Source organism: Flavobacteriales bacterium, assembly GCA_026129465.1.
GTDB lineage: Bacteria > Bacteroidota > Bacteroidia > Flavobacteriales_F > PHOS-HE28 > PHOS-HE28.
In genome coordinates, this window is sequence record JAHCIA010000001.1 from 1845193 (window position 1) to 1870321 (window position 25129).

A 25129-nucleotide genomic window follows, 5' to 3' on the forward strand; every position below is an offset into this window, starting at 1 on the left:
GCATGAGCTCCATGACCGACCTCGTCTTCCTCCTGCTGATCTTCTTCATCATCGTCAGCACGCTTGTGAGTCCTTATGCGCTGCCGGTGGATCTGCCCCGTAGTTCCAACCAGACCAAGGAAAAACCCAAGGTGGCCGTCCGCATCGATGCCGACCAGCGCATGAGCGTGAACAACCAGCTGATCGAACCCGAGCAACTCGAGGGTGTACTACAGCAGGAGATGAGCAAGTATCCCGAAGGGCAGGCCATTGTGATGCATGTGGACCAGGTGGTGCCCACCGGCATGACCGTGAGCGTCCTGGACGTGGCCAAGCGGAACAAGTGGCGGATCATCCTGGCAACCAAGCCGAATTGAGGGGACGCGGCCGGAACAAGCGATCGCCATGAGCAGCATCGTCATCGAACAACGCGAAAAGGACCGCCGCACGGGGGCCATCGTCACGGTGCTCTTCCATGTGCTGCTGGCCATTCTCTTCTTGTTCATCGGGCTCCGGCAACCCGATCCGCTTCCCCAGGAGCACCATATCGAACTGGTTATGGAGGACATGGGTGGCGGCGGTGGAAGCGTTTCCGCGCCGCAGCCCGGCACGCCCCAGCCACAACCGGCGCCCAGCCCTGTGGTGGAGCAGCCCGAGGAGGTGGCCACCGAGGATGAGAGTCCGGTGGAGATGCCCAAGCCCAAGCCACAGCCGAAGCCCAAACCGGTGCCCGCCGAACCCACGCCGCCCAAACCCAATCCGAGTGCGCTCTTCTCCCCCAGCACCACCCCTGCACCCGCGGAAACCGGCACACCTGGTGGCAGCCAACCTTCCACGCAACCAGGCCAGGGCGGCATCGGCGCCTTCCATGGCAAGGGCTTCGAGGGACGACTCGACGGCCGAGGCTTGGCCAAGACCCCGAGTTTCGGCAACGAGAACACCGAAGCCGGCAAGGTCGCGGTGGATATCCGTGTGGATCCCGCTGGCAAAGTGGTCTGGGCCAAGGGCCGCCTGGACAGGCCCACCACCACCACCAGTGCCCAGCTCCATGCCCTCGCTGTGAAATACGCCAAGGAGTTCACCTTCACGGCGAACCTTGGCGCCACCACCGACCAAGCGGGGTACATCGTCTTCGAGTTCATCCTTCAGTAAGGTGACCTACCCGGAAACGCTGGCGTACCTGCACGCCCGGCTTCCCATGTTCCAGCGCATCGGCAAGGCGGCGTACAAGGCCGATCTGGCGAACACCCATGCGCTCATGGAACTGCTGGACCACCCGGAAAGGGAGCTGCGCTGTGTACATGTGGCCGGCACCAACGGCAAGGGCAGCACCTCGCACCTCATCGCCAGTGTGCTGCAGGAAGCAGGCTACAAGACAGGCCTTCACACCTCACCACATTTGAAGGACTTCCGCGAACGCTTCCGCATCAACGGCGTCGTGATCCCAGAGGCGGAAGTGGTGCGCTTCGTGGAGGCGCATCGCAGCGGCTTCGAACCCATCGAGGCCTCCTTCTTCGAATGGGGCGTTGCGCTCGCCTTCTGGTGGTTCAGGGAGCAGGCGGTGGACATCGCGGTGATCGAGACCGGCATGGGTGGAAGGCTGGACAGCACCAACGTGCTCAGCCCCGAGGTGAGCGTGATCACCAATGTGGGCTGGGACCACATGGACTTCCTGGGGAACAGCCTGGAGGCCATCGCTGCGGAAAAAGCAGGCATCATCAAAGCCGGGGTACCCGTGGTGATCGGGGAAGCCGGTGGTGCGGTGGCCGATGTGTTCAAGCGTCACGCCGCCGCCAAGGATGCGCCCATCACCTTCGTGGACCAGCATGCCCCGCTCCCTTTTCCCCCGGGGCTCATCGGGGAGCATCAGCAAAGGAATGCCCGCACGGCGTGGACGGCGATGCGTGTGCTGTGTGAGCGCGGTCTTCCTGTACCGGATCCGGCGATCGAGAACGGTTTTTCCAAAGTGGTCGCCAACACAGGCCTGCGTGGCCGTTGGGAGACCATCGCCCATGAACCGATCACAATGGCCGATGTGGCGCACAACGTGGACGGCATGCGGGCTGTGAACGCACTGCTTGCGAGCACGCCATACCATCGGCTGCATATCGTTCTGGGTACCGTGAACGACAAGGACCTGGGACGTGTGCTGGCCGAACTTCCCAAGGAAGCCAACTACTACTTCTGCAAGGCTGATATACCGCGCGGCCTGGAGGCTGAAACGCTGCGCGTGCTGGCCATGGAAGGGGGCCTGCATGGCGCGGCCTATGGATCCGTAAGAAGCGCCTACGCCGCCGCCAGGTCATCCGCAGGAACGGAAGACCTCATCCTGGTCACGGGCAGTGTGTTCGTGGTGGCCGAGGTGCTCTGATCCCCATCCATGAAAAAGCCCCGCCGAAGCAGGGCCTGGTGGGACGTACTGGATTCGAACCAGTGACCTCACGCGTGTGAAGCGTGCGCTCTGAACCAGCTGAGCTAACGTCCCGGAGAAGGGCTGCGAAAGTAGAAAAGAACGACCCTGTGGAAGCAGCCGGATTCGAACCAGCGACCCTCTGCTTGTAAGGCAGATGCTCTGAACCAGCTGAGCTATGCTTCCGGTTGCCCTTTACCGGACCGTGCTCCAATGACCACGGTCCGGTAAAGGGCGGGCAAAGATAGACGGCCACAGCAATGGCCTGCTTCCGTCGCCTAAGGGGGCCAGTCCTATGCTCACTCACCCTTGGGTTGGCCCCATGACATCAGCCGCATGTTGTTCACTTATCTCTCTACATTTATGAACATTATTGAGCTTGACCTACTTGGCGACCTTCCTGTAATGATAACTCATCGGCCTCTCCGAGATCTTTGCCCTACAGTACATTATGCTGATCATCAAGGGCTTGTGGATGGATCCATGAAGAGTCAAGATTTTGTTCAGCAATTTCTTGCATAGATCAAACAATCATTGTTGCTTTGTGCAGCCATTGAAGTCAAACTCTAAACAGTAGCCGCATGTCCACCCTCGAGTTCAACCAGCAGCTGATCGGGCTCCGGCAGCAGTTGTACTACTTCGCCCTGAGCCTGACCAAGGACCGTGACAACGCCAGCGACCTGTTGCAGGAGAGCACCCTGCGCGCGATGACCTACCGTGAGAAGTTCCGGGACAACACCAACTTCAAAGCGTGGATGTACACCATCATGAAGAATACCTTCATCAACGATCACCGCCGGGCCAAGCGCACCAGGGCCCTGATGGACACCGTGGACCGCGAGCGCGACCAGGTCCGCTTGGTACAAACGCCCGGCAGCGCTGAGTCCACTGTGAAAATGAGCGAGATCGAACGTAGCTTGGAACTGTTGGACGAGGCCTTCAAATTGCCCTTCCTCATGCACCATGAAGGTCACAAATACCACGAGATAGCCGAGCACATGGGCATCCCCATCGGCACGGTCAAGAGCCGCATCCACCAGGCGCGCCAACGATTGATGGCGATGCTCACCGACAAGCACGTGCTCAACTGATGAAGCATGCCCTGGTCATAGGCACCGGTTTCGCCGGGCTGGCCGCCGCCGCTTCACTGGCGCGGAAGGGTTTCCGCGTGACGGTGTTGGAGAAGAATGCCGAACCAGGCGGCCGTGCCCGCGTGTGGCGCGACCGGGGCTTCTCCTTCGACATGGGGCCTTCCTTCTACTGGATGCCCGAGGTCTTCGAGCGCTTCTTCGCCGACTTCGGTGAGCGTGTGGAGAAGCACTATGATCTCCTCCGGCTGGACCCCTCCTACGCCGTGGTCTTCGGTCCAGGGAGGAAATGGGACCTGCCCGCTGACCCCATCGCGCTGCGCGCCTTCTTCGAGAGCAAGGAGAAGGGTGCCGGTGCACAGTTGGACCGCTTTCTGGCCGAAGCCAGGTTGAAATACGACCTGGGCATGGGAGAGCTGGTCTATCGCCCATCACTCAGTTGGGGCGAATACATGCATCCGGGCCTGATCGGTGGCCTGCTGAGGACCAAGGTCTTTCGCAGCCTGCGCAAACATGTGCGTTCCCACTTCAAGGATGAGAAGCTGCGGCTGCTCATGGAGTTCCCTGTGCTCTTCCTGGGGGCATCACCACAGAACACGCCCGCCCTGTACAGTCTGATGAACTACGCCGACATGGAACTCGGGACCTGGTACCCCATGGGCGGCATGGGCAAAGTGGTGGATGCCTTCGTGCGTGTGGCGACGAAACAGGGCGCCACCATCCGCTACAACGAGCCAGTGGAGCGCATCGTGGTGGAAGGCGGGCGGGCCGTGGGTGTTGAGACCCCCAACGGCATGATCCGTGCGGACCTGTTGGTGGCAGGCGCTGACTACCACCATGTGGAGCAACACCTGCTGCCTGAGGACATGCGCAGCTACAGCAAGAACTACTGGGAGGAACGCACCATGGCCCCGAGCGGCCTGCTCTTCTACCTGGGCTTCGATCGCAAGCTGCCACACCTGGACCATCACACCCTGTTCTTCGACGAGTCGCTGGACCGGCACTCGGCGGAGATCTACGACCAGCCCGCATGGCCCAGCAAGCCCTTGTTCTACACCAGCTGCGCCAGCAAGACGGATCCCTCAGTGGCGCCCGAGGGCAAGGAGAATATGGTCATCCTCATCCCCATCGCTCCAGGTTTGGACGACCGCGAAGAGACCCGCGAGCGCTACTACCACATGGTGATGGAGCGCTTGGGCAAGCACCTGGGTTTCGACCCGCGGCCGCATGTGGAACTCAAGCGCAGCTACAGCATCAATGACCTGCAGGCCGATTACAACGCCTTCCGCGGCAACGCTTACGGCATGGCCAACACCATGCTGCAGACCGGACCCCTGCGTCCCAGCATGAAGAGCCGCAAGGTGAAGGGACTCTATTACACAGGCCAACTCACTGTTCCCGGCCCCGGCGTTCCGCCAGCCATCATCAGCGGACAGGTGGTGGCCGATCTGATCGAGAAGGAATCCGTTCGCAACACCGTCAAGGCATGAATACCGTCGCATTGTACGATAAGGTCTGCCTGAAAGCGAGCAGGCACACCACCTACAGCTACAGCACCTCGTTCTCGCTCGGCATCCGTTCGCTGGACAAGCGTTTCCACGCACCGATACACGCCATCTATGGTTTCGTGCGTTTCGCCGACGAGATCGTGGACACCTTCCATGGCTACGACAAGGAGGACCTGCTGAAGCACTTCCGCGAGGACACCCACCGCGCCATCGACGATGGCATCAGCCTCAATCCCATCCTGCACAGCTTCCAGCGCGTGGTGAACGGATTCCACATCGAGCCGGAACTCTATGACACTTTCCTGGACAGCATGGCCATGGACCTCACCGACACGGCCCATGACCAACGCAGCTACGAGACGTACATCCTGGGCAGCGCCGAGGTGGTGGGCCTGATGTGCCTGCGCGTGTTCTGCGAGGGTGACGATGCCCTGTACCAGCGCCTGAAGCCCTCCGCCATGAAGTTGGGCGCGGCCTTCCAGAAGGTGAACTTCCTGCGCGACCTGAAGGACGACCACCAGAACCTGGGCCGCACCTACTTCCCGGGCATCGATGTGGCGAGGCTGGACGCGGATACCAAACACCGGATCGAACAGGACATCCAACACGACTTCGACGAGGCCCTGGCAGGCATCCGCCAACTGCCCAAGGGAGCGCGTTTCGGGGTCTACATGGCGTACATCTACTACGTGAACCTCTTCCGCAAGATCAAGGCCCTGCCATGCGACCGGATCATGCGGGAGCGCGTGCGTGTGCGCAACCGCCGGAAGATCGCCCTGCTCACCACCAGCTACCTGCGCCACAGCTTTGGCCTGCTTTGAGAACATGCTCGCGGAGACCATCATCGAGGAACAAGTGCTGCTCGTGAACGAGCGGGACGAGGCCGTGGGCACCATGGGCAAGCTGGAGGCCCACCAAGTGGGCGCACTGCACCGGGCCTTCTCTGTTTTCCTTTTCGATGACCACGGCCGCCTGCTGCTGCAGAAGCGTGCCGCCGGCAAATACCATAGTGCGGGCCTGTGGACCAACACCTGTTGCAGCCACCCCCGGCCGGAGGAAATGTTGCATAATGCCGCCCAACGCCGGCTGAAAGAGGAAATGGGCATCGATACGCCACTGGAGCACCGATTCAGCTTCCTGTACAAAGCGGAATTCGACAACGGTCTGGTGGAGCATGAGTTGGACCACGTCTTCTTCGGCAAATGGAGCGGATCGGTCTTGCCCGATCCGGAGGAGGCCGACGACTGGAAGTACATGACCATCGCCGACCTGGAGCAGGACCTGCGCCGGCATCCCGAACGCTACACCGTGTGGTTGCGCTCCTGCTGGGACCAGGTGCGCGCGCAGCTCAACAGCGGCCACCCACGTCCCTTCTGAACGGCACCACCATGTTGATGAAAAAGAACGGCGTGCACATCGCCACTGCCGATGACTTGGGAACGCTTGCCCACCTGCAGGCCGTGGACACCCCCATGCGGCCCGATGCCTTCGTGATGGGCCCGGAGAAGAAGGTGGAGCGCATAGCCCACCACTTCAAGGCCATCATGGAGACCCTCGGACTCGACCTCACGGACGACAGCCTGCAGGGCACCCCGCAGCGCGTGGCCAGGATGTTCGTGAACGAGGTGTTCAGCGGATTGGACCCGGAGAACAAACCCGAACCCACTCTCTTCAACAACAAATTCGGCTACAAGGGCATGCTGGTGGAGCGCGACATCACCGTGCACAGCTTCTGCGAGCACCACTTCGTGCCCATCATCGGCAAGGCCACGGTGGCCTACTACAGCAGCGGCCAGGTGGTGGGGCTCAGCAAACTGGACCGCATCGTGAAGTACTATGCGGCCAGACCCCAGGTGCAGGAGCGCCTCACCGAGCAGATCGCCGCGGAACTGAAATTGGTGCTCAATACCGACGATGTGGCCGTGCTGATCGATGCCGAGCACATGTGCGTGAAGCTGCGCGGTGTGAAGGACGAGTGCAGCAGCACCGTCACCAGCCATTTCAGCGGAAGGTTCGAGGACGTGGATGTACGGAACGAATTCCTGGCTTACTTGAAGAAGTGAAAACGTGATGGGATGCGAGCGTGCCCTTGCATTCGACCCTGGCGCTCCCACAGCCTCTCACTATTTTGATCCGCCATGAAACCCCGCCTTTCCGTCCATTGGTTCCGTCGCGATCTGCGACTGGCGGACAACCACGGCCTATTCCGCGCGCTGACAGAGCACGGCGATGTGCTGCCGCTTTTCATCTTCGACACGGAGATCCTCGACAAGCTGGAGGACAAGGCCGACCGACGGGTGGACTTCATCCACCGGGCACTCACCGGCATGCAGGAGGAATTGGGGAAGCGCGGGTCCACACTGCTGGTGGAGCATGGCAGGCCCATGGAGGTGTGGAAACAGCTGCTGGAGCGGTTCGAGATCACGGCCGTCACCGCCAACCACGACCACGAGCCTTACGCCATCGCCAGGGACAAGGCCGTGGGCGATCTACTGGCCCGTCATGGGGTGCCCTTCCGCACCTTCAAGGACATCAGCATCTTCGAGCGGGACGAGGTGGTGAAGGACGATGGTGGCGCATACATCGTGTACTCCCCGTACATACGCAAATGGCGGTCGCACTTCAAGCCGGATATGGCGAAAGCCTACCCGAGTGAGGCGCATGGGGACCGTCTGTTGCGTGGAGGATCCGCCCCAATTCCCACGTTGGAGGCGCTCGGCTTTCGCAGAACCGACCTGATCGTACCCCCTGGCTCGGTCGGGGACGAACTGTTGAGACACTATGCCGAGACCCGGGACCTGCCAGCCATGAACGGCACCAGCCGCATGAGCGCCCACCTGCGTTTCGGTACCGTGAGCGTGCGTGAACTGGTGCGGTGCAGCATGGACATCAGCCCGAAGTACCTCAACGAACTGATATGGAGGGAGTTCTTCATGCAGATCCTCTGGCACTTCCCCAAGCACGACAAAGCCTTCAAACCAGCCTACGACAACATCTCCTGGCGCCATGACGAGGCTGAATTCAGGGCCTGGTGCGAGGGCCGGACAGGCTACCCACTGGTGGACGCGGGCATGCGCGAACTGAACGCTACCGGCCTGATGCACAACCGGGTACGCATGGTGACGGCCAGTTTCCTCACCAAGCATCTGCTCATCGACTGGCGCTGGGGTGAAGCCTACTTCGCGGCCAAGCTCCTGGACTTCGAGTTGAGCAGCAACAACGGGGGGTGGCAGTGGGCCGCCGGCTCCGGATGTGATGCCGCACCCTACTTCCGCGTCTTCAACCCACAACTCCAGCAGGAGAAGTTCGACCCTCAGTTAAAGTATGTGAAGAAGTGGGTTCCTGAGCTTGGATCGGCAAACTATGTGCGCCCAATGGTCGTTCACGACTTGGCCCGCAAGCGTGCCATCGAGACCTACCGATCGGGTCTGGAGAGATGGAAAGCCGGGCCGGTGAAGCAACAACAGACCAACCTATTCGCTTGATCATGCCCCGCAAGAAGAAGTCCCTGATCCTGACCAGACCCATCAAGGAAGGTGTGAAGGAGATCAAGGTGCGCTTGGACGCCCGCACCATCATCACCCTGGCCAGTCAGAAGGCATTGGAATTCTGGCGTCAACGTTATCCCAAATTGGAGGTCATCGGCTGACCCCGCATCGACATGCCCCGCAAGAAACGCCCAATCATCCTCGAGCGCCCCGTGAAAGAGGGCCGCGAGTTCAAGGTCCGCTTGGACCAACGCACGGTCATCACACTTTCGACCAAAAAGGCCTTGGAGATGTGGCGGAAGCGCTATCCCAAGCTGGAAGTGCTCGGCTGACAATATGGCGGTCCATGTGCTCGACCGGGAATTATTGCTCCCCATCGGCTTGGATGAAGCGTGGGCGTTTTTCAGCTCCCCCCGCAACCTGGCGCGGATCACCCCGCCGGATATGGGGTTCAGCATACGCGAACCGTTCGACGACCGCGCCTGCCACACCGGGCAGCTGATCGGGTACACCGTGAAGCCCTTGTTGGGCATCCCACTCACCTGGGTCACGCGGATCGAGGCCGTGGAGGCCCCGTACCGCTTCGTGGACACCCAGCTCCGAGGGCCCTACAAGCGCTGGTGGCACCAACACACCTTCACCGCCGTGGAGGGTGGCGTGGTGATGCGTGACCGCGTGGAATACGAGCTTCCCTTTGGGCCACTGGGCGCATTGGCCCACGTTATCTTCGTCAAGCGCAGGCTGAAGAACATCTTCGACTTCCGAACCAGAACACTATTGGAGCTGTTCGGAGAAGGCCGGCCTGGCAAGACCGAAGCACAGGCGGCATAGCAGGCATGAGCATCTGGGCCATCATCGCGATCGTGTCGGGCACGGCGGTCTTCATGGAGTTCGTGGCGTGGGCCACCCACAAGTACGTCATGCACGGCTTTCTGTGGTCCCTCCACCGCGACCACCACCGCAAGGACCACTACGGATTCCTGGAACGCAACGACGCCTTCTTCCTGATCTTCGCCATACCCTCCATGGTGCTCTTCATCGTGGGGAGCCTCCAGGGCCTGCACACACCTTGGTTGTGGATCGGTCTGGGCATCCTGGTATACGGGATACTGTACTTCATCGTGCACGAGGTCTTCATCCACCAGCGCATCAAATGGCTGCGCAGGACCAAGAACCCATATTTCCTGGCCATCCGCAAGGCGCACAAGGTGCATCACAAGCATTTACAGAAGGAGCACGGCGAATGCTTCGGCATGCTGGTGGTGCCTTTCAAGTACTACCGCGAAGCGAAGAAGGCCTTGGAACAGCAGCGCACAGGGCGAACCGCCGCCGCTTGACCAATTCCCTGGTCGATGATGTCGGCGGTCAATGTGCCGGCGAGGCCGCACACTCCATCAGCGTGGTGTTCGCCTCAGGCAGATCGGGGCTGATGAAGGGTATGCCGAGATCCAGCCCACGCAGTATGAACAGCACACCCATCAGGGCATAGGCGTAAGGCGTCAACCGCCGCAGTGCCTTGCGCAACTCCGGACCGGCGCAACTGCCGCCCAGCTTCAAGCCCACCAGGGCGGGCCAGGTGCCCAGGCCGAAGAACAGCATGAAGAGCATACCGTGTAGTGCACTGTCCTGTGCGAGGGCCCCTGCGGCCGCCAGATAGACCAAGCCACATGGCAGCAAGCCATTGAGCATGCCGGTGAAGAAGAGCCCCTCGGGCGACGTACGCTTCAGCTGCCTGGCCATCACGCCCTGCATGCGAAGCACATAACCGCCCAACACCGCACCGATGGGCAGCCAACGGAGGAGACGCGGCGCCAGCAGCCCGACCAGGATGAGCACACCCAGCACGATGGATACGCCCTGTTGCAGGCCGGCCAGTTGGAGTCCCCTACCGAAAACGCCGAACGCGGCACCCAGCATGCCATAAGTGATGATGCGCCCCCCGTTCATCGCCAAGGCGCCACCCAGCCGGGCAGCGAGCGAATGACGGGCGGAGGGCACCGCCAAGGCCAACGGGCCGCACATGCCGATGCAATGCGCGCTGCCCAGCAGGCCCAGCACAAAGGCGGTGGCTATCGACCCGGGCACCATGTGTTCACATTCAATCCAGATGGATACGGTCCTCCGTGAGATACGCCACACCACCGGCCTGCCATTCCAAGTGCATGGTATAGGCGCCCTTGGCCATGTCCTCGGTGTCCATGGTGAAGCTGCCTTGTGGGTCGACATGCAAGGGGATGCGACGATCGGCGCGCGGGTCGTTCGGGCGCATGAGGAACAACTCCCCCGTGATCACCTCTCCCGACAACGACCCGGGGAACTCCAGTCGCAATCGCCCCGGCATCACCGTGGTCCGCACCTGTTCGCCCAAGGCCGCGGCGTTGCCCAGCTTGTCGATCTGTTCCTGGTAGCGCAGTTCGCGCGCGTAGTAGTCCTCGGCCACCAGGCTCTCCTGGTTGTGGTAGGCGCGCACCATGAAGTGCGCCATGATGAGGATGAAGGCGGCCATGACGGCCACGATCCAATGTCCGGTGTGCGGTCTCATGATGTTCCTGGCATGGGGCCCGTGAAAAGGGCCGTGATCTCTTCCAACAGTTTGTCGCCGCTGTACACGCCGATGCGCACACGGTTCTTCATGCCCTTCACCTCGGCGGCATCGAGGATGATGAACATCTGACCTTCCGCCTGACTTGACCGTTCCAACATGATGTCGCGTCCAGCGAGCCGGACCTCGCCACGTGCATCGAGCAATTCCATGCGGATCGGCATGTCGCGCGAGGTCTTGTTCACCAGGCGGTACTGGTACAGGTTGCTGATGCGGCCATCGTCCTGCTTCTGGTAAAGTGTGCCCGGTGTGCGAAGAACGGTGGCCTCCACGTCGCTGCGGGTGACGATGAGCGCGACCATGACACCCACCAGCAGCAACAGCACCGCCGTATAGGCCTTCATGCGCATGGTGAAGCTGAAGGACCGCTTCTCCACGATCCCGTTCTCGCTCGCATAGCGGATCAGCCCACGCGGTTTCTCGATGCGGTCCATGATGTGGTCGCAGGCATCGATGCAGGCGGTGCAATTCACGCATTCCAACTGGGTGCCGTTCCGGATGTCGATGCCCGTGGGGCAGACCACCACACAGGCGTTGCAGTCGATGCAATCGCCCTTGCCCACGGCGGCCCTGTCCTCGCCCTTGCGGTAGCTGGAGCGTTTCTCGCCCCGCACCCGGTCATAGGCGATCACCACGCTGTCGCGGTCCAGCAGCACGCCTTGCAGACGGCCGTATGGGCATATGGTGGTGCAGACCTGTTCGCGCAGGAAGGCGAACACCCCATAGAAGGCCAGCATGAAGACCATCAGCGCGATGAAGCCCGCGAGGTTGGCCGCAGGTGGCTGGCTCACCACCTGGAACAGTTCCTCCGTGCCGATGATGTAGGCCAGGAAGGTGTGGCTGATGAGGAAGGCGATACCCAGGAAGATGGCGTGTTTGCCGGACTTTTTCAGGACCTTTTCCGTGGTCCAAGGAGCCTTGTTCAGCGCGATCTGGTGGTTGCGATCGCCCTCGATCCAATACTCGATGCGCCTGAAGACCAGTTCCATGAAGATCGTCTGCGGGCACACCCAGCCGCAGAACAGCCTGCCGAAGACCACGGTGAACAGCGCGATGAATACGATCAGTGCGATGAAGGCCAGCACAAAGAGATGGATGTCCTGCGGCCAGAAGGTCTGCCCGAAGAGCACGAATCGTCGCTCGATGACCTGGATCATCAGCAACGGCTCGCCGCCTATGCGGATGAAAGGCCCCACGAAGAGGAAGGCCAGCAGGACCATCCCCACCACATTGCGCCAGTTGGTATAGCGGCCGCCAGGTTTCTTCGGGTAGAGCCAAACCCGTTTGCCCTGTTTGTCCACCGTGGCGATCGAGTCACGGAAGCTTTCGGCGCTATCGGTGTTTAGCTGCTCCATCCTCATCCGCTGGCGCGGTGCTCTTCATGGCGATGCGTACCGCCCCTCGGTGGTGCATCACCGGGCCACGGCCACGGTACCATCCGTGGCTTCCGTCCCATCCCCTTCCCCGGCCGCATCGTTCCCTGCCTCCTTGGGCACATAGGGCTCACCCTCTGGTGCCTTGGCATTGGGTGGATCGGTACCCTGGAGGCTCATGATGTAGCTGGCCACCGCCTGGATCTCCTGCGGACGAAGTTCGCTCTTCCAGCTCTGCATGCCCTTGGCCGGCACCCCGTACTTGATCGTGCGGAAAATGTCGTTGATGCTGCCACCGTGTATCCAGTACACATCGGTGAGGTTGGGCCCCACGGCATTGCCTTCGCCCAGGTCGCCGTGGCACGCCTTGCAGAACTCCGTGAAGATCTTGCGGCCCGTGGCGAGCGTGGCGGCATCCGTCGAACGCGTCACGGTATTCTCATCGACGACCGCGGCCTGTTGCGCGAGATAGGCCTTGATGTCGGCCTCGGCCTGTGTCATTTCCTGCTCGTAGGCCGTGTCCTGGTCCGGCCACACGTTGATCACATGCACGTTCACCAGATAGATGACGCCCCAGATGATCGTGGCATAGAACAACCACACCCACCAAGGCGGCAGCACGTTGTCCAACTCGCGGATGCCATCGTACTCATGGTGCATCACCAGGTCCTTCTCCTTCTCCACGGAAGGCCGCTTGGTCAGCTTCTGCAACAGTGTGTCCACGAAAGCGGGCTCCTCCTCCATCGCAGAGGTTGACTCCTCTTCCGCCTTTCCGGCGATGGTCCGCACCATGCCCTTGAGCACGGTGAGCTCCGCCACGATGATGATGAAGAAAATGATGTTGGCGATGAAGAGGTACCAGAACAACTCCTGGGCGGTGGTGCCACCCTGCGGTGTGGCCGCCGCGGAAAGGGCTTGTGCGTCCAACGCCAGCCCACTGGCGGCAAGCACCAGCAACACGCCGGCTTTGCGGCCCCTGAGGTAGTTGACCCAGACACTACCCTTCGAGCCCAAGGCCTTCATCACACCGGCGAGTGTGACGATGATGACCACCTGCAGGATGGCCATTCCCATGAGCAGGTAGAGGGTCTCCTTGGAGGGGTTCTCCAATTGGGAGAGCAGGCCGCTCACGGATGCGGCGCCATACTGGGCGGAGGCCGGAAGAATGGCCGCCAGGGCGGTGAACAGCGTGAGGGCGGTACGGAGGATCGTGTCGCGCATGGTGCGTTCAATTGTTCGTGGCGGCGATGGGTCCAGCATCGCCGGAATGGTCCTGGAGGGGCATGCGCTCCATGTGCGCCACGTGCCTGCGGCTGAAGGTGAGCACGTACCAGAGCATGCCGAGGAAGAAGGTGAAGAAGAGGATGAAACCGATGACCGGGAAGATCTCGATCCCGGCGATCGACGTCATGTGGTGTTTGATGAACTTGAGCATGTTCCGGGGAGTTGGAGGTTGAAGGACTCCGTTGTCGGCCGATCACTATTCTGCTGCGCGCCCGGCACTGATGTCGGTACCCAGTCGTTGCAGGTAGGCGATCAACGCGATGATCTCCTTGCCGGGGTCGGCGACGATCTCACCGTTGCTGGCCTCCTGCATACGGTCCACGATCTCCTGGGCCTGCGCACGTGCATCTTCCATCGCGGTGGCGTCGGCGCCCTCGGCATAGGGGACGCCCAGCTTCACCATCGCGCGCACCTTGGCCGGCGTTCCAGCGAAGTCCACATCGTTGCCATACATGTGCGTGTAAGGCGGCATCAGGCTGCCATCGCTGGTACTGGTGGGGTCGTACATGTGGTAGTAGTGCCAGGCGTCGGAACGCTTGCCGCCCTCGCGGGCCAGATCGGGCCCGGTGCGCTTGCTGCCCCATTGGAAGGGATGGTCGAAGACGAACTCGCCCGCCTTGCTGTACTCGCCGTAGCGCACGGTCTCGCTGCGGAAGGGTCGGATCATCTGGCTGTGGCACACATAGCAGCCCTCGCGGATGTAGATGTCACGGCCCTGGAGTTCCAGTGGTGTGTAGGGCTTCACGCTGCTGATCGTAGGCACGTTGCTCTCGATCAGGAAGGTGGGCATCATCTCAATGGCCCCGCCGATGGCCACCAGCACGAAGCTGGCCACCAGCATCTGGATGGGCCGGCGCTCGATCCAGCGATGCCAGTGACCGCCCTCGGAAGCCACGGCCGCCTCCTTCTCCAGCGCCGGCGCCTCCGCATCCTCATTGGCCACCAGACGCCCGGCCTTCACGGTCATCCATACGTTGTAGACCATGATCAGCGCACCGGTGAGGTAGAGCGTTCCGCCAAGCGCACGCAGCCAGTAGGCGTATTTGATCTGTAGCAGCGTGTCCAGGAAATTGGTGTACACCAGGTAGCCGTCCGGGGTGAACTGCTTCCACATGAGACTCTGCGTGAAGCCCGCGAAGTAGAGCGGGATGGCATAGAACACGATGCCCAACGTACCGATCCAGAAGTGCGCGTTGGCCAACCGTATGCTGTGGAGCCTGGTATTGAAGAGGCGCGGTATCATCCAGTAGATGATGCCGAACGTGAGGAAACCATTCCAGCCCAGGCCACCTACGTGCACGTGCGCGATGGTCCAGTCCGTGAAGTGGCTGATGGCGTTGAAGAACTTGGTGCTCAGCAGCGGACCCTCCAGCGTGGCCATGCCATAGGCCGTCACCGCCACCACCATGAATTTCAGCACGGGGTCCTCGCGCACGCGGTCCCAAGCGCCGCGCAAGGTGAGCAGGCCGTTGAGCATGCCGCCCCAACTGGGCGCGATGAGCATGATGCTGAACACCACGCCCAGGCTCTGCGCCCACTCGGGCAACGCGCTGTAGAGCAGATGGTGCGGGCCGGCCCAGATGTAGATGAAGATCAGCGCCCAGAAGTGGATGATGGAAAGCTTGTAGCTGTAAACCGGGCGGTTGGCCGCCTTGGGCATGAAGTAGTACATCAGGCCCAGGTAGGGTGTGGTGAGGAAGAAGGCCACCGCGTTGTGGCCGTACCACCACTGCACCAGCGCGTCCTGCACGCCGGCGTACATGCTGTAGCTCTTGAAGAGGCTCACGGGCATGGCCATGCTGTTCACGATGTGCAGCATGGCCACGGTGACCCACGTGGCGATGTAGAACCAGATGGCCACGTACAGGTGGCGCTCGCGGCGCTTCAGGATCGTGCCGAACATGTTCACACCGAAGACCACCCACACCAGCGTGATGGCGATGTCGATGGGCCATTCCAGTTCGGCGTACTCCTTCCCGCTGGTGATGCCGAGCGGCAACGTGATGGCCGCGGCCACGATGATCAACTGCCAGCCCCAGAAATGCAGCCAGCTGAGGCCGTCGCTGAACATGCGGGCCTTCAACAGGCGCTGCAGGCTGTAATAGACGCCGGCGAAGATGCCGTTGCCCACGAAGGCGAAGATCACCGCGTTGGTGTGCAAAGGGCGCAGGCGACCGAAGGTGAACCACTCGGCGGCGTTCATCCAGGGCAGGATCATCTGCAGGGCCGCGAGCAGGCCCACCAGCATGCCCACGATGCCGAAGACGATCGTCGCCATCAGGAAGGCGTTCACGATCTTATTGTCATACTGGAAGCGTTCCATCATGGCGTCAGGAAGTCTTGGAAGGGTTCGGGGTCTTGGAGGCGGTGGGATGTTGGTCGCCCAGGATCCTCACCGCGGGCGATCGGTCATCATCGTATTGCCCGGTGCGCATGGCCCAAACAAAGGCGGCCAGGAAGATCACGGCCACCACCGTGCTCGCTCCGATCAACAGAAAGATGATGCCCATCAGTCGCTCCTTGCGACGCCAAAAGTCCCCGGGCGCGTCTGACAATGGTGTGACAGTGGTCAAGGGGAAGCATGACCTTCGTCAGGAAACGTGGGGGCGAGGGTGCTTCACCCCCACCATACCGCGTAGCCCTTCCGCCGCAGCTCCAGCGCCAGGCCCTCCTCCACTTGGAGCGCCTCCTCCCGCGTGAGCGGACCGATGTGCTGGTAAAGGCTGGGCCGCAGGTAACGCCCGTACCTCCGCACGATGTCGCTGCTGAGTTTGTGTCCCTTGGCCGTGCGCGCACCGGTCTTGTGTTGCAGGAAACGCTCCTGGGGCGTCTTGCTCGTCATGCCCACGTAGAGGCACTCCAAGGAACCATTGTACTGCGGATTGGCGGCGCGGAACTTCCAGTGCTCGGTGAAAACCTTGCGGGAGAGCTCTATGACGTAGACGGTGTGGACGGTGGGCATGCCTGCGTTGTGCAGGACGAAAGCTAAACGCCCTTCCGCAAGCCCACCCTTCCAGCCGCCACCGTCACGGCGATCGTCACGAAACCCACCACCGTCACACTGCTCAGGGGCATGAGGATGGCGGCGATGAGCGGGGTGAGCTTGCCGGCCACCGCGAAGCTGACCCCCGTGATGTTGTAAGATAGCGAGATCAACAGGCTGGCGATGACGATGCGGTGGGCGCGGCGCGTGAGGTGCAGGGCGCCGGGTAGGCGCTGCAGGTGGCGCGCGTCCAGGATGGCATCGCTGGCGGGGGTGAGCGCCGCACTGGTCTCGCTCACGCTGATGCCCACATCGCTCTGTTGCAGAGCACCGGCATCGTTGAGGCCATCGCCCACCATCAGCACGCGGTGGCCCCGCTCCTGCAAGTGCCGCACGTGGGCGGCCTTGTCCGGAGGGGTGCAGGCGGTGCGCACCTCCTCTGGACGGAACGCACGCGCGACCTCGGGGTCCACGGTGGCATCGCCGGTGAGCAGACCCACGCCGGTGACGTGCCGCATACGCTCCACGCTCTCGGCCATGCCGCTGCGCGCGCGCTTGCGCATCACGAAGTGTCCGCGGTGCATACCCGAGATGGCGATATGCACATGCGCTTCGCCGGCCTCGCGTAGCTGCTCGTTGCCTCCTGCGAAGACCGCCGAGCCGATCCGGACACCCAAGCCCTCAACCGTGCCTTCGATGCCTTGGCCGGGGGTTTCGTGCACCTCGATGGCGGTGGGCACATATTCGCCATGAGCGGAACGCAAGCGATCGGTGAGGACAGTGCTGAGCGGATGGGTGCTGTTGCGGGCCAGGGCGTGCACGCGGCGCAGTTCATCGGGCCGCAACGGCACACCCTCGAAGCGGAGCTCATAGGCCTCACGCGCGGTGAGCGTGCCGGTCTTGTCGTACACCACGTGGTCGATGCGCGAGAGACGTTCCACCACCTCGCTGTCGCGCAGGAAAAGTCCGGCCTTGCCCAACAGGCGCATGGTGTGGCCATAGGTGAAGGGCATGCTCAGCGCCAATGCGCAGGGGCAGGCCACGATCAATACCGCGGTCACCACCGGCCACACCATGTCCATATCGCGTCCGGCCCAGTAGAACCCGGAGACCACCGAGATGAGGATGACGGCCACGGTGAAGCGCTGCGCCACACCATCGATGAGCTTGGGCATGGCCGGGCGTTGGGCCGCACCGCTGCCGCTGTGCTCCTCCCAAAGCCGCTTCAGATGGCTCTGTTGGAAAGGCCGCAGCACCTCCAGCTCGATCGTCGCTCCACGCTGACGTCCTCCGGCGCGGATCGTATCGCCCGGGTTGCGACGCACGGTGAGCGGTTCGCCGGTGATGAAGCTGTTGTCGATGTTGCCCGTTCCGGCCAGCAGCACACCGTCCACGGGGATCAATTCCTGGTCGCGCACCACGATGCGGTCGCCCTGCCGCAGGTCGCCTACGTCCACGGGCTCCTCCGCATCGCCACGTTGGCGCAGGACGACCAATGGCAGGAAATCGTTCAGCGAGCGGTCGAAGCTCATGGCCTGGTAGGTGTAGGCCTGGTACCAGCGGCCCAGGAGCAGGAAGAAGATGAGGCCGGCCAGCGAATCGAAGTAGCCAGGTCCGTAGCCGGTGCTCACGTCCCACACGCTGCGCGCGAACAGGGCGATGATGCCCAGGGCGATGGGCACGTCGATGTTCACCATGCGGTTGCGCAGCCCGGCCCACGCGCTGGTGAAGAAGCCCGTGCTGCTGAAGAGGAGCACCGGCAGGCTGAACATGAAGTTGAGGAATTGGAAACCCTTTATCAACTGCGGATCACTGGTGTCGGCGCCCAGGTATTCCGGGAAGCTGAAGAGCATGATGTTGCCGAAGGCGAATCCCGCCACGCCCAGCTTGATGTAGAGCATGCGTGGCACGCCCGGCCCGCGCTGTCCTGCCGCCTTGCCGCTGCCGCTCAGCGGCGGTGCGTAACCGATGCGCCGCAACAGCCCCACCAGTTGGCGCAGACTGGTACGATCCTCACGGAAGGTGATGCTGAGCTCCTTGCTGCTGAAGCGCACCCGCGAGCGGATGATGGCCGGTTCGATGCGCTGCAGGTTCTCCAACAACCAGATGCAGCTGCTGCAATGCATCTGAGGTACATGGAGCCGTACTCGGGTGATGCCATCCTCGCTATACTCCACCAGCTTCCCGCGCACCTCGGGCAGGTCGAAAAGCTCGGCGCGCAGGGAGGCGACATCGACCTCCTCCTTCACGCCGGGCCGCTCGGTCAGTTCGTAGTAGTCACATAGGCCGCTTTCCTGGAGCAGTCCATATACCGCCCTGCAGCCTTGGCAACAGAATTCCTTGTCATCGTGGCGCAACGCCTCATCGCGGCAGGGATCGCCACAATGGTAGCATAGTGTCTCCGCCGTGATGCGCTTTTCCATGGCGCGAAGTTGCCGGGACGCCTATCGGTCAAGGCTGACGAAAGTCAATCGCTGGCCGGTCAGCCCTGAGGCCTGTCACATCCACTGCGTGGCCCAGCCTTGGAACTCGGCGCGCAACTCGCCCAGCAGCTTGCTGAAGGTGGTCATCTGCTCGCGCAGCACGGCATGATCGCCGAAACGGCGGTGTGTGATGGTCTCGGGCCGCTCTGTGGCCTCCTTCTGCAGGAACTGCTCGTGCTCGTTCACGGCGTGGCGCAACTCGTCGATCACCTCACGTTGGCGGATGAACTGGTTCTGGAAATGCTCCACCTGGGCCATCACTTCGGGCTTGTTGTTCCGCTGCGCGATCTGCTCCAAGCGTTGCTCCAGTATGCCCATTTCGCTCTTCGCGAAGTCCAGCGTGCTGAACCATTCCACATGTTCGGTGTGCAGGTCCTCGAATCTCATCAGTTGTTTTTCGGCGGTATGGTCCATGGTCACAAGGGGTATGTCGTTGGTGCGAATGTCCGCTGATGGATCGTGGGCCCACCTGACGCCGGTCAGTTCCTCCGCCCGACAGGAGCATGCCGGATATCCTGGTCCATGAACATGGCCCTGTTCGGGAGGGCCGTTCCTTGGCCGTGGGACGACCGTTCAAAGGCACGATAGCTTTGCGCGGCGATGAGCGACTCCCTGCAACGCATTGGCAGCTGGCTGGGCCATGTGGTGAAAGCCCGCACCCGGCACGGGGTCCACAGCCCCTTTGTCTATACCCTTGCCGACCAGGTACTGCGCACTGTGGCGCCGGCGGATGAGAGCGGCCCCATCGAAGCTCTGCGCGAAGCGATCCTCCACAGCGACCGGACCATCCGGGTGAACGACCTTGGTGCGGGATCGCGCGTATTCGACCTGCCCATCCGGCGCGTGGCCGACATCGCCCGCACAAGCCTGAAGCCCCCACGCCATGCCCAGTTGCTCTTCCGGCTGGCGCGTTGGATGCGTCCGGCCCAAGTGCTTGAGCTTGGCACCTCCTTCGGCATCTCCACACTTTATCTGGCGCGCGGTGCCGATGAGGGGCACGTCACCACCGTCGAGGGCTGCCCCCAGACACACCGCATCGCGCAGGACCATTTCGACAGGTTGCAGCAACGCAACATCACACCGCTCCTCGGCAGTTTCCAGAAACGCCTGCCGGAAGCGCTCGAGCGTATCGGCCAACTGGACATGGTCTTTCTCGATGGGCACCACGCCAAAGCGCCCACATTGGATTATTTCCAGCAATGCCTGGCCAAGGCGCACAACGATACCTTGATCGTGGTGGACGACATCCACTGGAGCCGGGGCATGGAGGAAGCCTGGGAGGCGATCAAGGAGCACCCCATGGTGACGGTCACCATCGACCTGTACGACATGGGGCTGGTATTCCTGAGAAGGGAACAAGCGAAGGAGCACTTCACCCTGCGCTACTGATCACGCGAACGATCCGGCGGACCGTACGTTTGCCTGCACGGACCATGAAGATCTACACCCGCACGGGCGACAAGGGACAGACCGGCCTGCTCGGTGGCAAGCGTGTGCCCAAGGACCACCTGCGCATCGAGGCCTATGGCACGGTGGACGAGTTGAACAGCCATGTGGGCATGCTGCGCGACCTGGCCGGTGCCCACCACTGGGATCTCCTGCTGACGATCCAGGACACCCTCTTCGCGGTGGGTTCACGGCTGGCATCGGGCAGCGCTGAAGAGGCTGACAAATTCAAAGTGCCCGCAGTAGGCGATGCCGAGATCGCGGCGCTGGAGCAGGCCATGGATCGCATGGATACGGAGCTTGAGCCGCTTCGCAGCTTCATTCTTCCGGGTGGCCACCCCACCGTTTCGCAGGCGCACATCTGTCGCACCGTATGCCGCCGCGCCGAGCGCCAAGTGGTGCGCCTCGCCGCCGCCGAAGCCGTTCCCGAGGCCGTGGTGCGCTACCTCAATCGCCTCTCCGATCTCCTCTTCGTGCTGGCCCGCCACTTGTCCAGGCTTCACGGCGTGGCCGAGACCCCTTGGCGCCCAAGGACCTGACCCCATACCAGGGGGCTTGGACCGCCCGTTGAAAAGTCGCCGTCAGCGGCAACGATGGCCGTCTATATTTGCGGCCGATTTCAAGGACCCCCCAACGGCCCACAAGGATGTATTGGACATTGGAACTGGCCTCCTACCTGGAGGATGCGCCCTGGCCGGCGACCAAGGACGAGTTGATCGACTTCGCCATGCGCACCGGCGCGCCACTGGAAGTGGTGGAGAACCTGCAGGCCATCGAGGACGATGAGGAGGTCTTCGAGTCCATCGAAGACATCTGGCCGGACTACCCATCGAAAGAGGACTTCTTCTTCAACGAGGACGAATACTGAGGCGCCAGGACAACTCGCGCCAATGAGCCCTCCGGCGTGCCGGGGGGCTTTTTCGTGGCGGCCTGCCGTGCTGTCAGGCCCTGTGGGCCGGCAGGGTCTGTGCTGGCAGCGGGCAGCTACCTTTGCCACCCTTCTGAAACGATGGGCCCTCGCATCGGCGCAGGCCCCATTCCACCGACCCCGTCCATGATCGGATCCCTGACCAAGGCCCTGAAGGCCGTTTTCGGCGACAAGGCAGTACGCGACCTGAAGGAAGTGCGGCCCATGGTGGACGCCACCCTGGCCGCCGGCGAGAAGCTTCGCGACCTGAGCAACGACGATCTGCGCCGCCGCACGGCCGAATTGAAGGCCCGCATCGCGGAACGCACCCGGCCGAGTGATGATCGTGTCGCCGCGCTGCGTGCGGAGATCGAGGCCGATCCGCGCATGGACATCCACGAACGCGAGCGCCGATACGAGGAGATCGACCGCATCCAGGAGGAAAGCCTGAAGGAGATCGAGGAGGTGCTTCTGGAGATCCTGCCGGAAGCTTTCGCCGTGGTGAAGGAGACCGCCCGCCGCTTCAGCGAAGGCAGCGAGATCGAAGTGACCGCCAGTGAACTGGACCGCGAGATCGCCACCACGCGAGAAAGCGTGGAGATCCGCGGCGACCGCGCCATCTGGAAGACCACCTGGATCGCCGCCGGCAACCCGGTGAAATGGGACATGGTGCACTATGATGTGCAGCTCATCGGCGGCGTGGCGCTGCACAAGGGCAAGATCGCGGAGATGAGCACCGGCGAAGGCAAGACCCTTGTGAGCACCCTGCCCGTATACCTCAACGCCCTGGCCGGCCGAGGCGTGCATGTGGTGACGGTGAACGACTACCTGGCCAAGCGCGACGCCGAATGGATGGGGCCCATCCACGAATTCCACGGGCTGCGTGTGGACTGCATCGACAAGCACCAACCCAACAGCCCCGAGCGCCGCAGGGCCTACCTGGCCGACATCACCTACGGCACCAATAACGAATTCGGCTTCGACTACCTGCGCGACAACATGGCCCATGCGCCATCCGCCCTGGTGCAACGAAAACACCATTTCGCCATCGTGGATGAGGTGGACAGCGTGCTGGTGGACGATGCCCGCACACCGCTCATCATCAGCGGGCCCACGCCGCGAGGCGAAGTGCACCAGTTCGACGAGTACCGCCCGCGCGTGGAAAAGCTCTACACCGCGCAGAAACAGCTCGTCACCAAGCTCCTCGCCGAGGCCAAGGAGAACCTCAAGGGCCTGGACGACGGTACGGCCTCCAAAGAGCAATTGGAGAAGGGCGGCATGGCGCTGTTGCGCTGCCACAGGGGCCTGCCGAAGAACAGCGCGCTGATCAAGTTCCTGAGCGAAACAGGTGTGAAGGCCCACCTGCAGAAGACCGAGAATTTCTACCTGCAGGAACAGGGCAAGGAGATGCCCAAGGTGGACGCCGAACTGTTCTTCACCATCGATGAGAAGCAGCACGGCATCGAACTCACCGAGAAGGGCGTGGACCTGATCAGTGGTGACGTCAACGATCCGGAATTCTTCATCATGCCGGATGTGGGCGGCACCATCGCCGAGATCGAGCGCAGCAGCGCTTCGGTGGAGGAAAAGGCGCGTCGCAAGGACGACCTGCTGCGCGACTTCGGCATCAAGAGCGAGCGCATCCACACCGTGAACCAGTTGATCCGCGCCTACGCCCTCTATGAGAACGATGTGGAATACGTGGTGATGGACGGCAAGGTGAAGATCGTGGATGAACAGACCGGCCGGATCCTCGAAGGCCGCCGATACAGCGATGGGCTGCACCAGGCCATCGAGAGCAAGGAGAAGGTGAAGGTGGAGGCCGCCACGCAGACCTACGCCACCGTCACCTTGCAGAACTATTTCCGGATGTACCACAAGCTCGCCGGCATGACCGGCACGGCCGAGACCGAGGCCCAGGAGTTGTGGGACATCTACAAGCTGGATGTGATGGTGATCCCCACCAACCGCCCGGTGGTGCGGAAGGATGCGGAAGACATGGTCTTCAAGACCAAGCGTGAGAAGTACAATGCGGTGATCGAGGAGATCGAGGCCTTGCGCAACGCCGGGCGCCCTGTGCTGGTGGGCACCACCAGCGTGGAGGTGAGCGAGTTGATGAGCAAGATGCTCAAGATGCGCAATATCCCGCACCAGGTGCTCAACGCCAAGCAGCACCAGCGCGAAGCCGAGATCGTGGCCAATGCGGGCATGGCGGGCACGGTGACCATCGCCACGAACATGGCCGGCCGTGGTACCGACATCAAACTGGGGTCCGGGGTGAAGGAGGCCGGGGGCCTGGCCATCATCGGCACGGAAAAACACGACAGCCGACGGGTCGACCGCCAGCTGCGTGGACGCGCGGGCCGCCAGGGCGATCCAGGCAGCAGCCAGTTCTATGTGAGCCTGGAGGACGACCTGATGCGCATGTTCAACAGCCAGCGCATCAGCAAGCTGATGGACCGTCTGGGCCTGAAGGAGGGCGAGGTGATCCAGCACAGCATGGTCACCGCCAGCATCGAGCGCGCCCAGAAGAAGGTGGAGGAGAACAACTTCGGCATCCGGAAGCGCCTGCTGGAGTATGACGATGTGATGAACAGCCAGCGCACGGTTATCTACAAGCGCCGGCGCAATGCGCTGTTCGGCGACCGCTTGAAGCTGGACATCCTGAACATGTTCCACGAGGTGTCCGCGGGCACCGTGCAGCAATACCACGGCGACCCCGAACCGGAGGCTTACAGCGCCTTCGAGATGGAGCTCTTCCGCCGCTTCGCCATACCCTGTCCGGTCAGTGAGCAGGAGTTCAGGAGCATCAAGGTCCAGGAACTCTCCGACCGCGTTTACGAAGCGGCCATGGCGGCCTATGACCGGCACGGTGCGCGCATCGCGGAACAGGCCATGCCGGTGATCACCGATGTGTTCCTGAATCAGGGCAAGCAATACGAGAACATCGTGGTTCCGATCACCGACGGGCTGAAGACCATGCAGGTGGTGACGCACCTGGAGAAGTGCTACCGCACGCAGGGCATGGACCTGATCACCAGCATCGAGAAGTACATCACGCTGGCGATCATCGACAACGAGTGGAAGGAACATCTGCGGGAGATGGACGAACTGCGGCGCAGCGTGCAGAACGCGGCCATCGAACAGAAGGACCCGCTGCTGATCTACAAGCTCGAGAGCTTCAACCTCTTCAAGGCCATCATCGAGCGCGTCAATCAAGAAGTGGTGGGCTTCCTGGCCAAGGCCGGCCTCCCTTCCCAGCAGCCTCAGGTGCAGCAGGCCCAGGCGCCGCGTGCGTCCCAACAGCAACTGCGCACCGGCCGCTCGGAGGTGGGCGCACCCGCCGGTGCCATGCGAGGCGCAGCGGCCCCACCCCCCGGTGTGCGCGGCCCCATGCCCGCCGGTGGAGCACCCCGCCAGCCTGTCGCACCTGTGCGGGTGGAGAAAAAGGTGGGTCGCAACGACCCCTGCCCATGCGGCAGCGGCAAGAAATACAAGCAGTGCCACGGCAAGGCGGGCTGAGCCTTACACGGCACACCTGAAAGCCGAAGGCCGGTCTTACGGGACCGGCCTTCAAG

Annotated in this window: 27 protein-coding genes and 2 tRNA genes; 17 read left to right on the forward strand and 12 right to left on the reverse strand. The window is 62.2% G+C overall.

From position 1 onward, the window contains the following. Positions 1 to 11: 11 nt before the first annotated feature. Genes KIT10_07870 through KIT10_07880 form a run of 3 tightly spaced genes read left to right on the forward strand, consistent with a single transcriptional unit; the run spans position 12 to position 2350 of the window. Complete coding sequence (locus KIT10_07870; GenBank protein ID MCW5899175.1) at positions 12 to 356, forward strand: biopolymer transporter ExbD; 345 nt, start codon at positions 12 to 14, stop codon at positions 354 to 356. Between the two features lie 28 nt (positions 357 to 384). Next, positions 385 to 1131 carry a hypothetical protein gene (locus KIT10_07875; protein MCW5899176.1) on the forward strand — a complete coding sequence of 249 codons (747 nt, stop codon included), beginning with the start codon at positions 385 to 387 and terminating at the stop codon, positions 1129 to 1131. A gap of 1 nt (position 1132) precedes the next feature. Further along, positions 1133 to 2350: a bifunctional folylpolyglutamate synthase/dihydrofolate synthase gene (locus KIT10_07880; GenBank protein MCW5899177.1), complete on the forward strand. Its 1218-nt coding sequence runs from the start codon at positions 1133 to 1135 to the stop codon at positions 2348 to 2350. Positions 2351 to 2386: 36 nt separating this feature from the next. On the opposite strand, the gene KIT10_07885 is transcribed toward KIT10_07880, so the two are convergent. Both KIT10_07885 and KIT10_07890 read right to left on the reverse strand, forming a co-directional pair. Further along, positions 2387 to 2464, reverse strand: a tRNA-Val gene (locus tag KIT10_07885). 36 nt (positions 2465 to 2500) lie between these two features. Beyond that, positions 2501 to 2575: transfer RNA gene (locus tag KIT10_07890), tRNA-Val, on the reverse strand. Positions 2576 to 2970: 395 nt separating this feature from the next. On the opposite strand from KIT10_07890, the gene KIT10_07895 reads away from it, so the two are divergent. The 10 genes from KIT10_07895 (at position 2971) to KIT10_07940 (ending at position 9810) form a co-directional block, all read left to right on the forward strand. After that, positions 2971 to 3480 (forward strand): RNA polymerase sigma factor, encoded by a 510-nt coding sequence (locus KIT10_07895; protein ID MCW5899178.1) that lies wholly within the window; start codon positions 2971 to 2973, stop codon positions 3478 to 3480. Next, on the forward strand, positions 3480 to 4967 hold the full coding sequence (crtI, locus tag KIT10_07900; protein MCW5899179.1) for a phytoene desaturase: 1488 nt from the start codon (positions 3480 to 3482) through the stop codon (positions 4965 to 4967). The genes KIT10_07895 and crtI overlap by 1 nt, the downstream gene beginning before the upstream one ends. After that, positions 4964 to 5806, forward strand: coding sequence for a phytoene/squalene synthase family protein (locus tag KIT10_07905; protein MCW5899180.1), 843 nt, complete (start codon positions 4964 to 4966; stop codon positions 5804 to 5806). Before crtI ends, KIT10_07905 begins: the two co-directional genes overlap by 4 nt. A 22-nt stretch (positions 5807 to 5828) precedes the next feature. Then, positions 5829 to 6362, forward strand: coding sequence for an isopentenyl-diphosphate Delta-isomerase (idi, locus tag KIT10_07910; protein MCW5899181.1), 534 nt, complete (start codon positions 5829 to 5831; stop codon positions 6360 to 6362). An 11-nt stretch (positions 6363 to 6373) separates the two neighbouring features. After that, positions 6374 to 7048 (forward strand): GTP cyclohydrolase I FolE, encoded by a 675-nt coding sequence (folE, locus tag KIT10_07915; protein ID MCW5899182.1) that lies wholly within the window; start codon positions 6374 to 6376, stop codon positions 7046 to 7048. Positions 7049 to 7123: 75 nt separating this feature from the next. Next, positions 7124 to 8470, forward strand: a complete 1347-nt coding sequence (locus KIT10_07920) for a deoxyribodipyrimidine photo-lyase (protein MCW5899183.1) — start codon at positions 7124 to 7126, stop codon at positions 8468 to 8470. 2 nt (positions 8471 to 8472) lie between these two features. After that, positions 8473 to 8634, forward strand: a complete 162-nt coding sequence (locus KIT10_07925) for a hypothetical protein (GenBank protein MCW5899184.1) — start codon at positions 8473 to 8475, stop codon at positions 8632 to 8634. 12 nt (positions 8635 to 8646) lie between these two features. Beyond that, the gene (locus KIT10_07930) at positions 8647 to 8805 is read left to right on the forward strand and encodes a hypothetical protein (protein ID MCW5899185.1); all 159 of its coding nucleotides are present in this window, start codon (positions 8647 to 8649) and stop codon (positions 8803 to 8805) included. Between the two features lie 4 nt (positions 8806 to 8809). Then, the gene (locus KIT10_07935) at positions 8810 to 9304 is read left to right on the forward strand and encodes an SRPBCC family protein (GenBank protein ID MCW5899186.1); all 495 of its coding nucleotides are present in this window, start codon (positions 8810 to 8812) and stop codon (positions 9302 to 9304) included. 53 nt (positions 9305 to 9357) lie between these two features. Further along, positions 9358 to 9810, forward strand: a complete 453-nt coding sequence (locus KIT10_07940; protein ID MCW5899187.1) for a sterol desaturase family protein — start codon at positions 9358 to 9360, stop codon at positions 9808 to 9810. A gap of 28 nt (positions 9811 to 9838) precedes the next feature. On the opposite strand, the gene KIT10_07945 is transcribed toward KIT10_07940, so the two are convergent. The 10 genes from KIT10_07945 to KIT10_07990 all read right to left on the reverse strand — a co-directional run bounded on the left by KIT10_07945 (position 9839) and on the right by KIT10_07990 (position 19585). Beyond that, positions 9839 to 10561 (reverse strand): sulfite exporter TauE/SafE family protein, encoded by a 723-nt coding sequence (locus tag KIT10_07945; GenBank protein ID MCW5899188.1) that lies wholly within the window; start codon positions 10559 to 10561, stop codon positions 9839 to 9841. A 10-nt stretch (positions 10562 to 10571) separates the two neighbouring features. Beyond that, on the reverse strand, positions 10572 to 11015 hold the full coding sequence (locus KIT10_07950) for a FixH family protein (GenBank protein MCW5899189.1): 444 nt from the start codon (positions 11013 to 11015) through the stop codon (positions 10572 to 10574). Continuing rightward, entirely contained in the window at positions 11012 to 12430 is a 1419-nt protein-coding gene (ccoG, locus tag KIT10_07955; protein MCW5899190.1) for a cytochrome c oxidase accessory protein CcoG, read from the reverse strand. The genes KIT10_07950 and ccoG overlap by 4 nt, the downstream gene beginning before the upstream one ends. A 57-nt stretch (positions 12431 to 12487) precedes the next feature. Beyond that, complete coding sequence (locus KIT10_07960; protein ID MCW5899191.1) at positions 12488 to 13669, reverse strand: c-type cytochrome; 1182 nt, start codon at positions 13667 to 13669, stop codon at positions 12488 to 12490. Between the two features lie 7 nt (positions 13670 to 13676). Beyond that, the gene (locus KIT10_07965; GenBank protein MCW5899192.1) at positions 13677 to 13883 is read right to left on the reverse strand and encodes a CcoQ/FixQ family Cbb3-type cytochrome c oxidase assembly chaperone; all 207 of its coding nucleotides are present in this window, start codon (positions 13881 to 13883) and stop codon (positions 13677 to 13679) included. Positions 13884 to 13928: 45 nt separating this feature from the next. Next, on the reverse strand, positions 13929 to 16055 hold the full coding sequence (gene ccoN / locus KIT10_07970; protein ID MCW5899193.1) for a cytochrome-c oxidase, cbb3-type subunit I: 2127 nt from the start codon (positions 16053 to 16055) through the stop codon (positions 13929 to 13931). Between the two features lie 7 nt (positions 16056 to 16062). After that, complete coding sequence (gene ccoS, locus KIT10_07975; protein ID MCW5899194.1) at positions 16063 to 16242, reverse strand: cbb3-type cytochrome oxidase assembly protein CcoS; 180 nt, start codon at positions 16240 to 16242, stop codon at positions 16063 to 16065. A 107-nt stretch (positions 16243 to 16349) separates the two neighbouring features. Further along, positions 16350 to 16694, reverse strand: a complete 345-nt coding sequence (locus KIT10_07980; GenBank protein MCW5899195.1) for a ribose-5-phosphate isomerase — start codon at positions 16692 to 16694, stop codon at positions 16350 to 16352. Positions 16695 to 16717: 23 nt separating this feature from the next. Beyond that, entirely contained in the window at positions 16718 to 19138 is a 2421-nt protein-coding gene (locus KIT10_07985) for a heavy metal translocating P-type ATPase metal-binding domain-containing protein (GenBank protein MCW5899196.1), read from the reverse strand. A gap of 75 nt (positions 19139 to 19213) precedes the next feature. Then, positions 19214 to 19585, reverse strand: coding sequence for a hypothetical protein (locus KIT10_07990; protein ID MCW5899197.1), 372 nt, complete (start codon positions 19583 to 19585; stop codon positions 19214 to 19216). A 213-nt stretch (positions 19586 to 19798) separates the two neighbouring features. On the opposite strand from KIT10_07990, the gene KIT10_07995 reads away from it, so the two are divergent. The 4 genes from KIT10_07995 to secA all read left to right on the forward strand — a co-directional run bounded on the left by KIT10_07995 (position 19799) and on the right by secA (position 25073). Continuing rightward, on the forward strand, positions 19799 to 20587 hold the full coding sequence (locus KIT10_07995; protein ID MCW5899198.1) for a class I SAM-dependent methyltransferase: 789 nt from the start codon (positions 19799 to 19801) through the stop codon (positions 20585 to 20587). Between the two features lie 44 nt (positions 20588 to 20631). After that, entirely contained in the window at positions 20632 to 21183 is a 552-nt protein-coding gene (locus tag KIT10_08000; GenBank protein MCW5899199.1) for a cob(I)yrinic acid a,c-diamide adenosyltransferase, read from the forward strand. 107 nt (positions 21184 to 21290) lie between these two features. After that, on the forward strand, positions 21291 to 21512 hold the full coding sequence (locus KIT10_08005; GenBank protein MCW5899200.1) for a DUF2795 domain-containing protein: 222 nt from the start codon (positions 21291 to 21293) through the stop codon (positions 21510 to 21512). 186 nt (positions 21513 to 21698) lie between these two features. Then, positions 21699 to 25073, forward strand: a complete 3375-nt coding sequence (gene secA, locus KIT10_08010; protein MCW5899201.1) for a preprotein translocase subunit SecA — start codon at positions 21699 to 21701, stop codon at positions 25071 to 25073. Positions 25074 to 25129 lie beyond the last annotated feature (56 nt).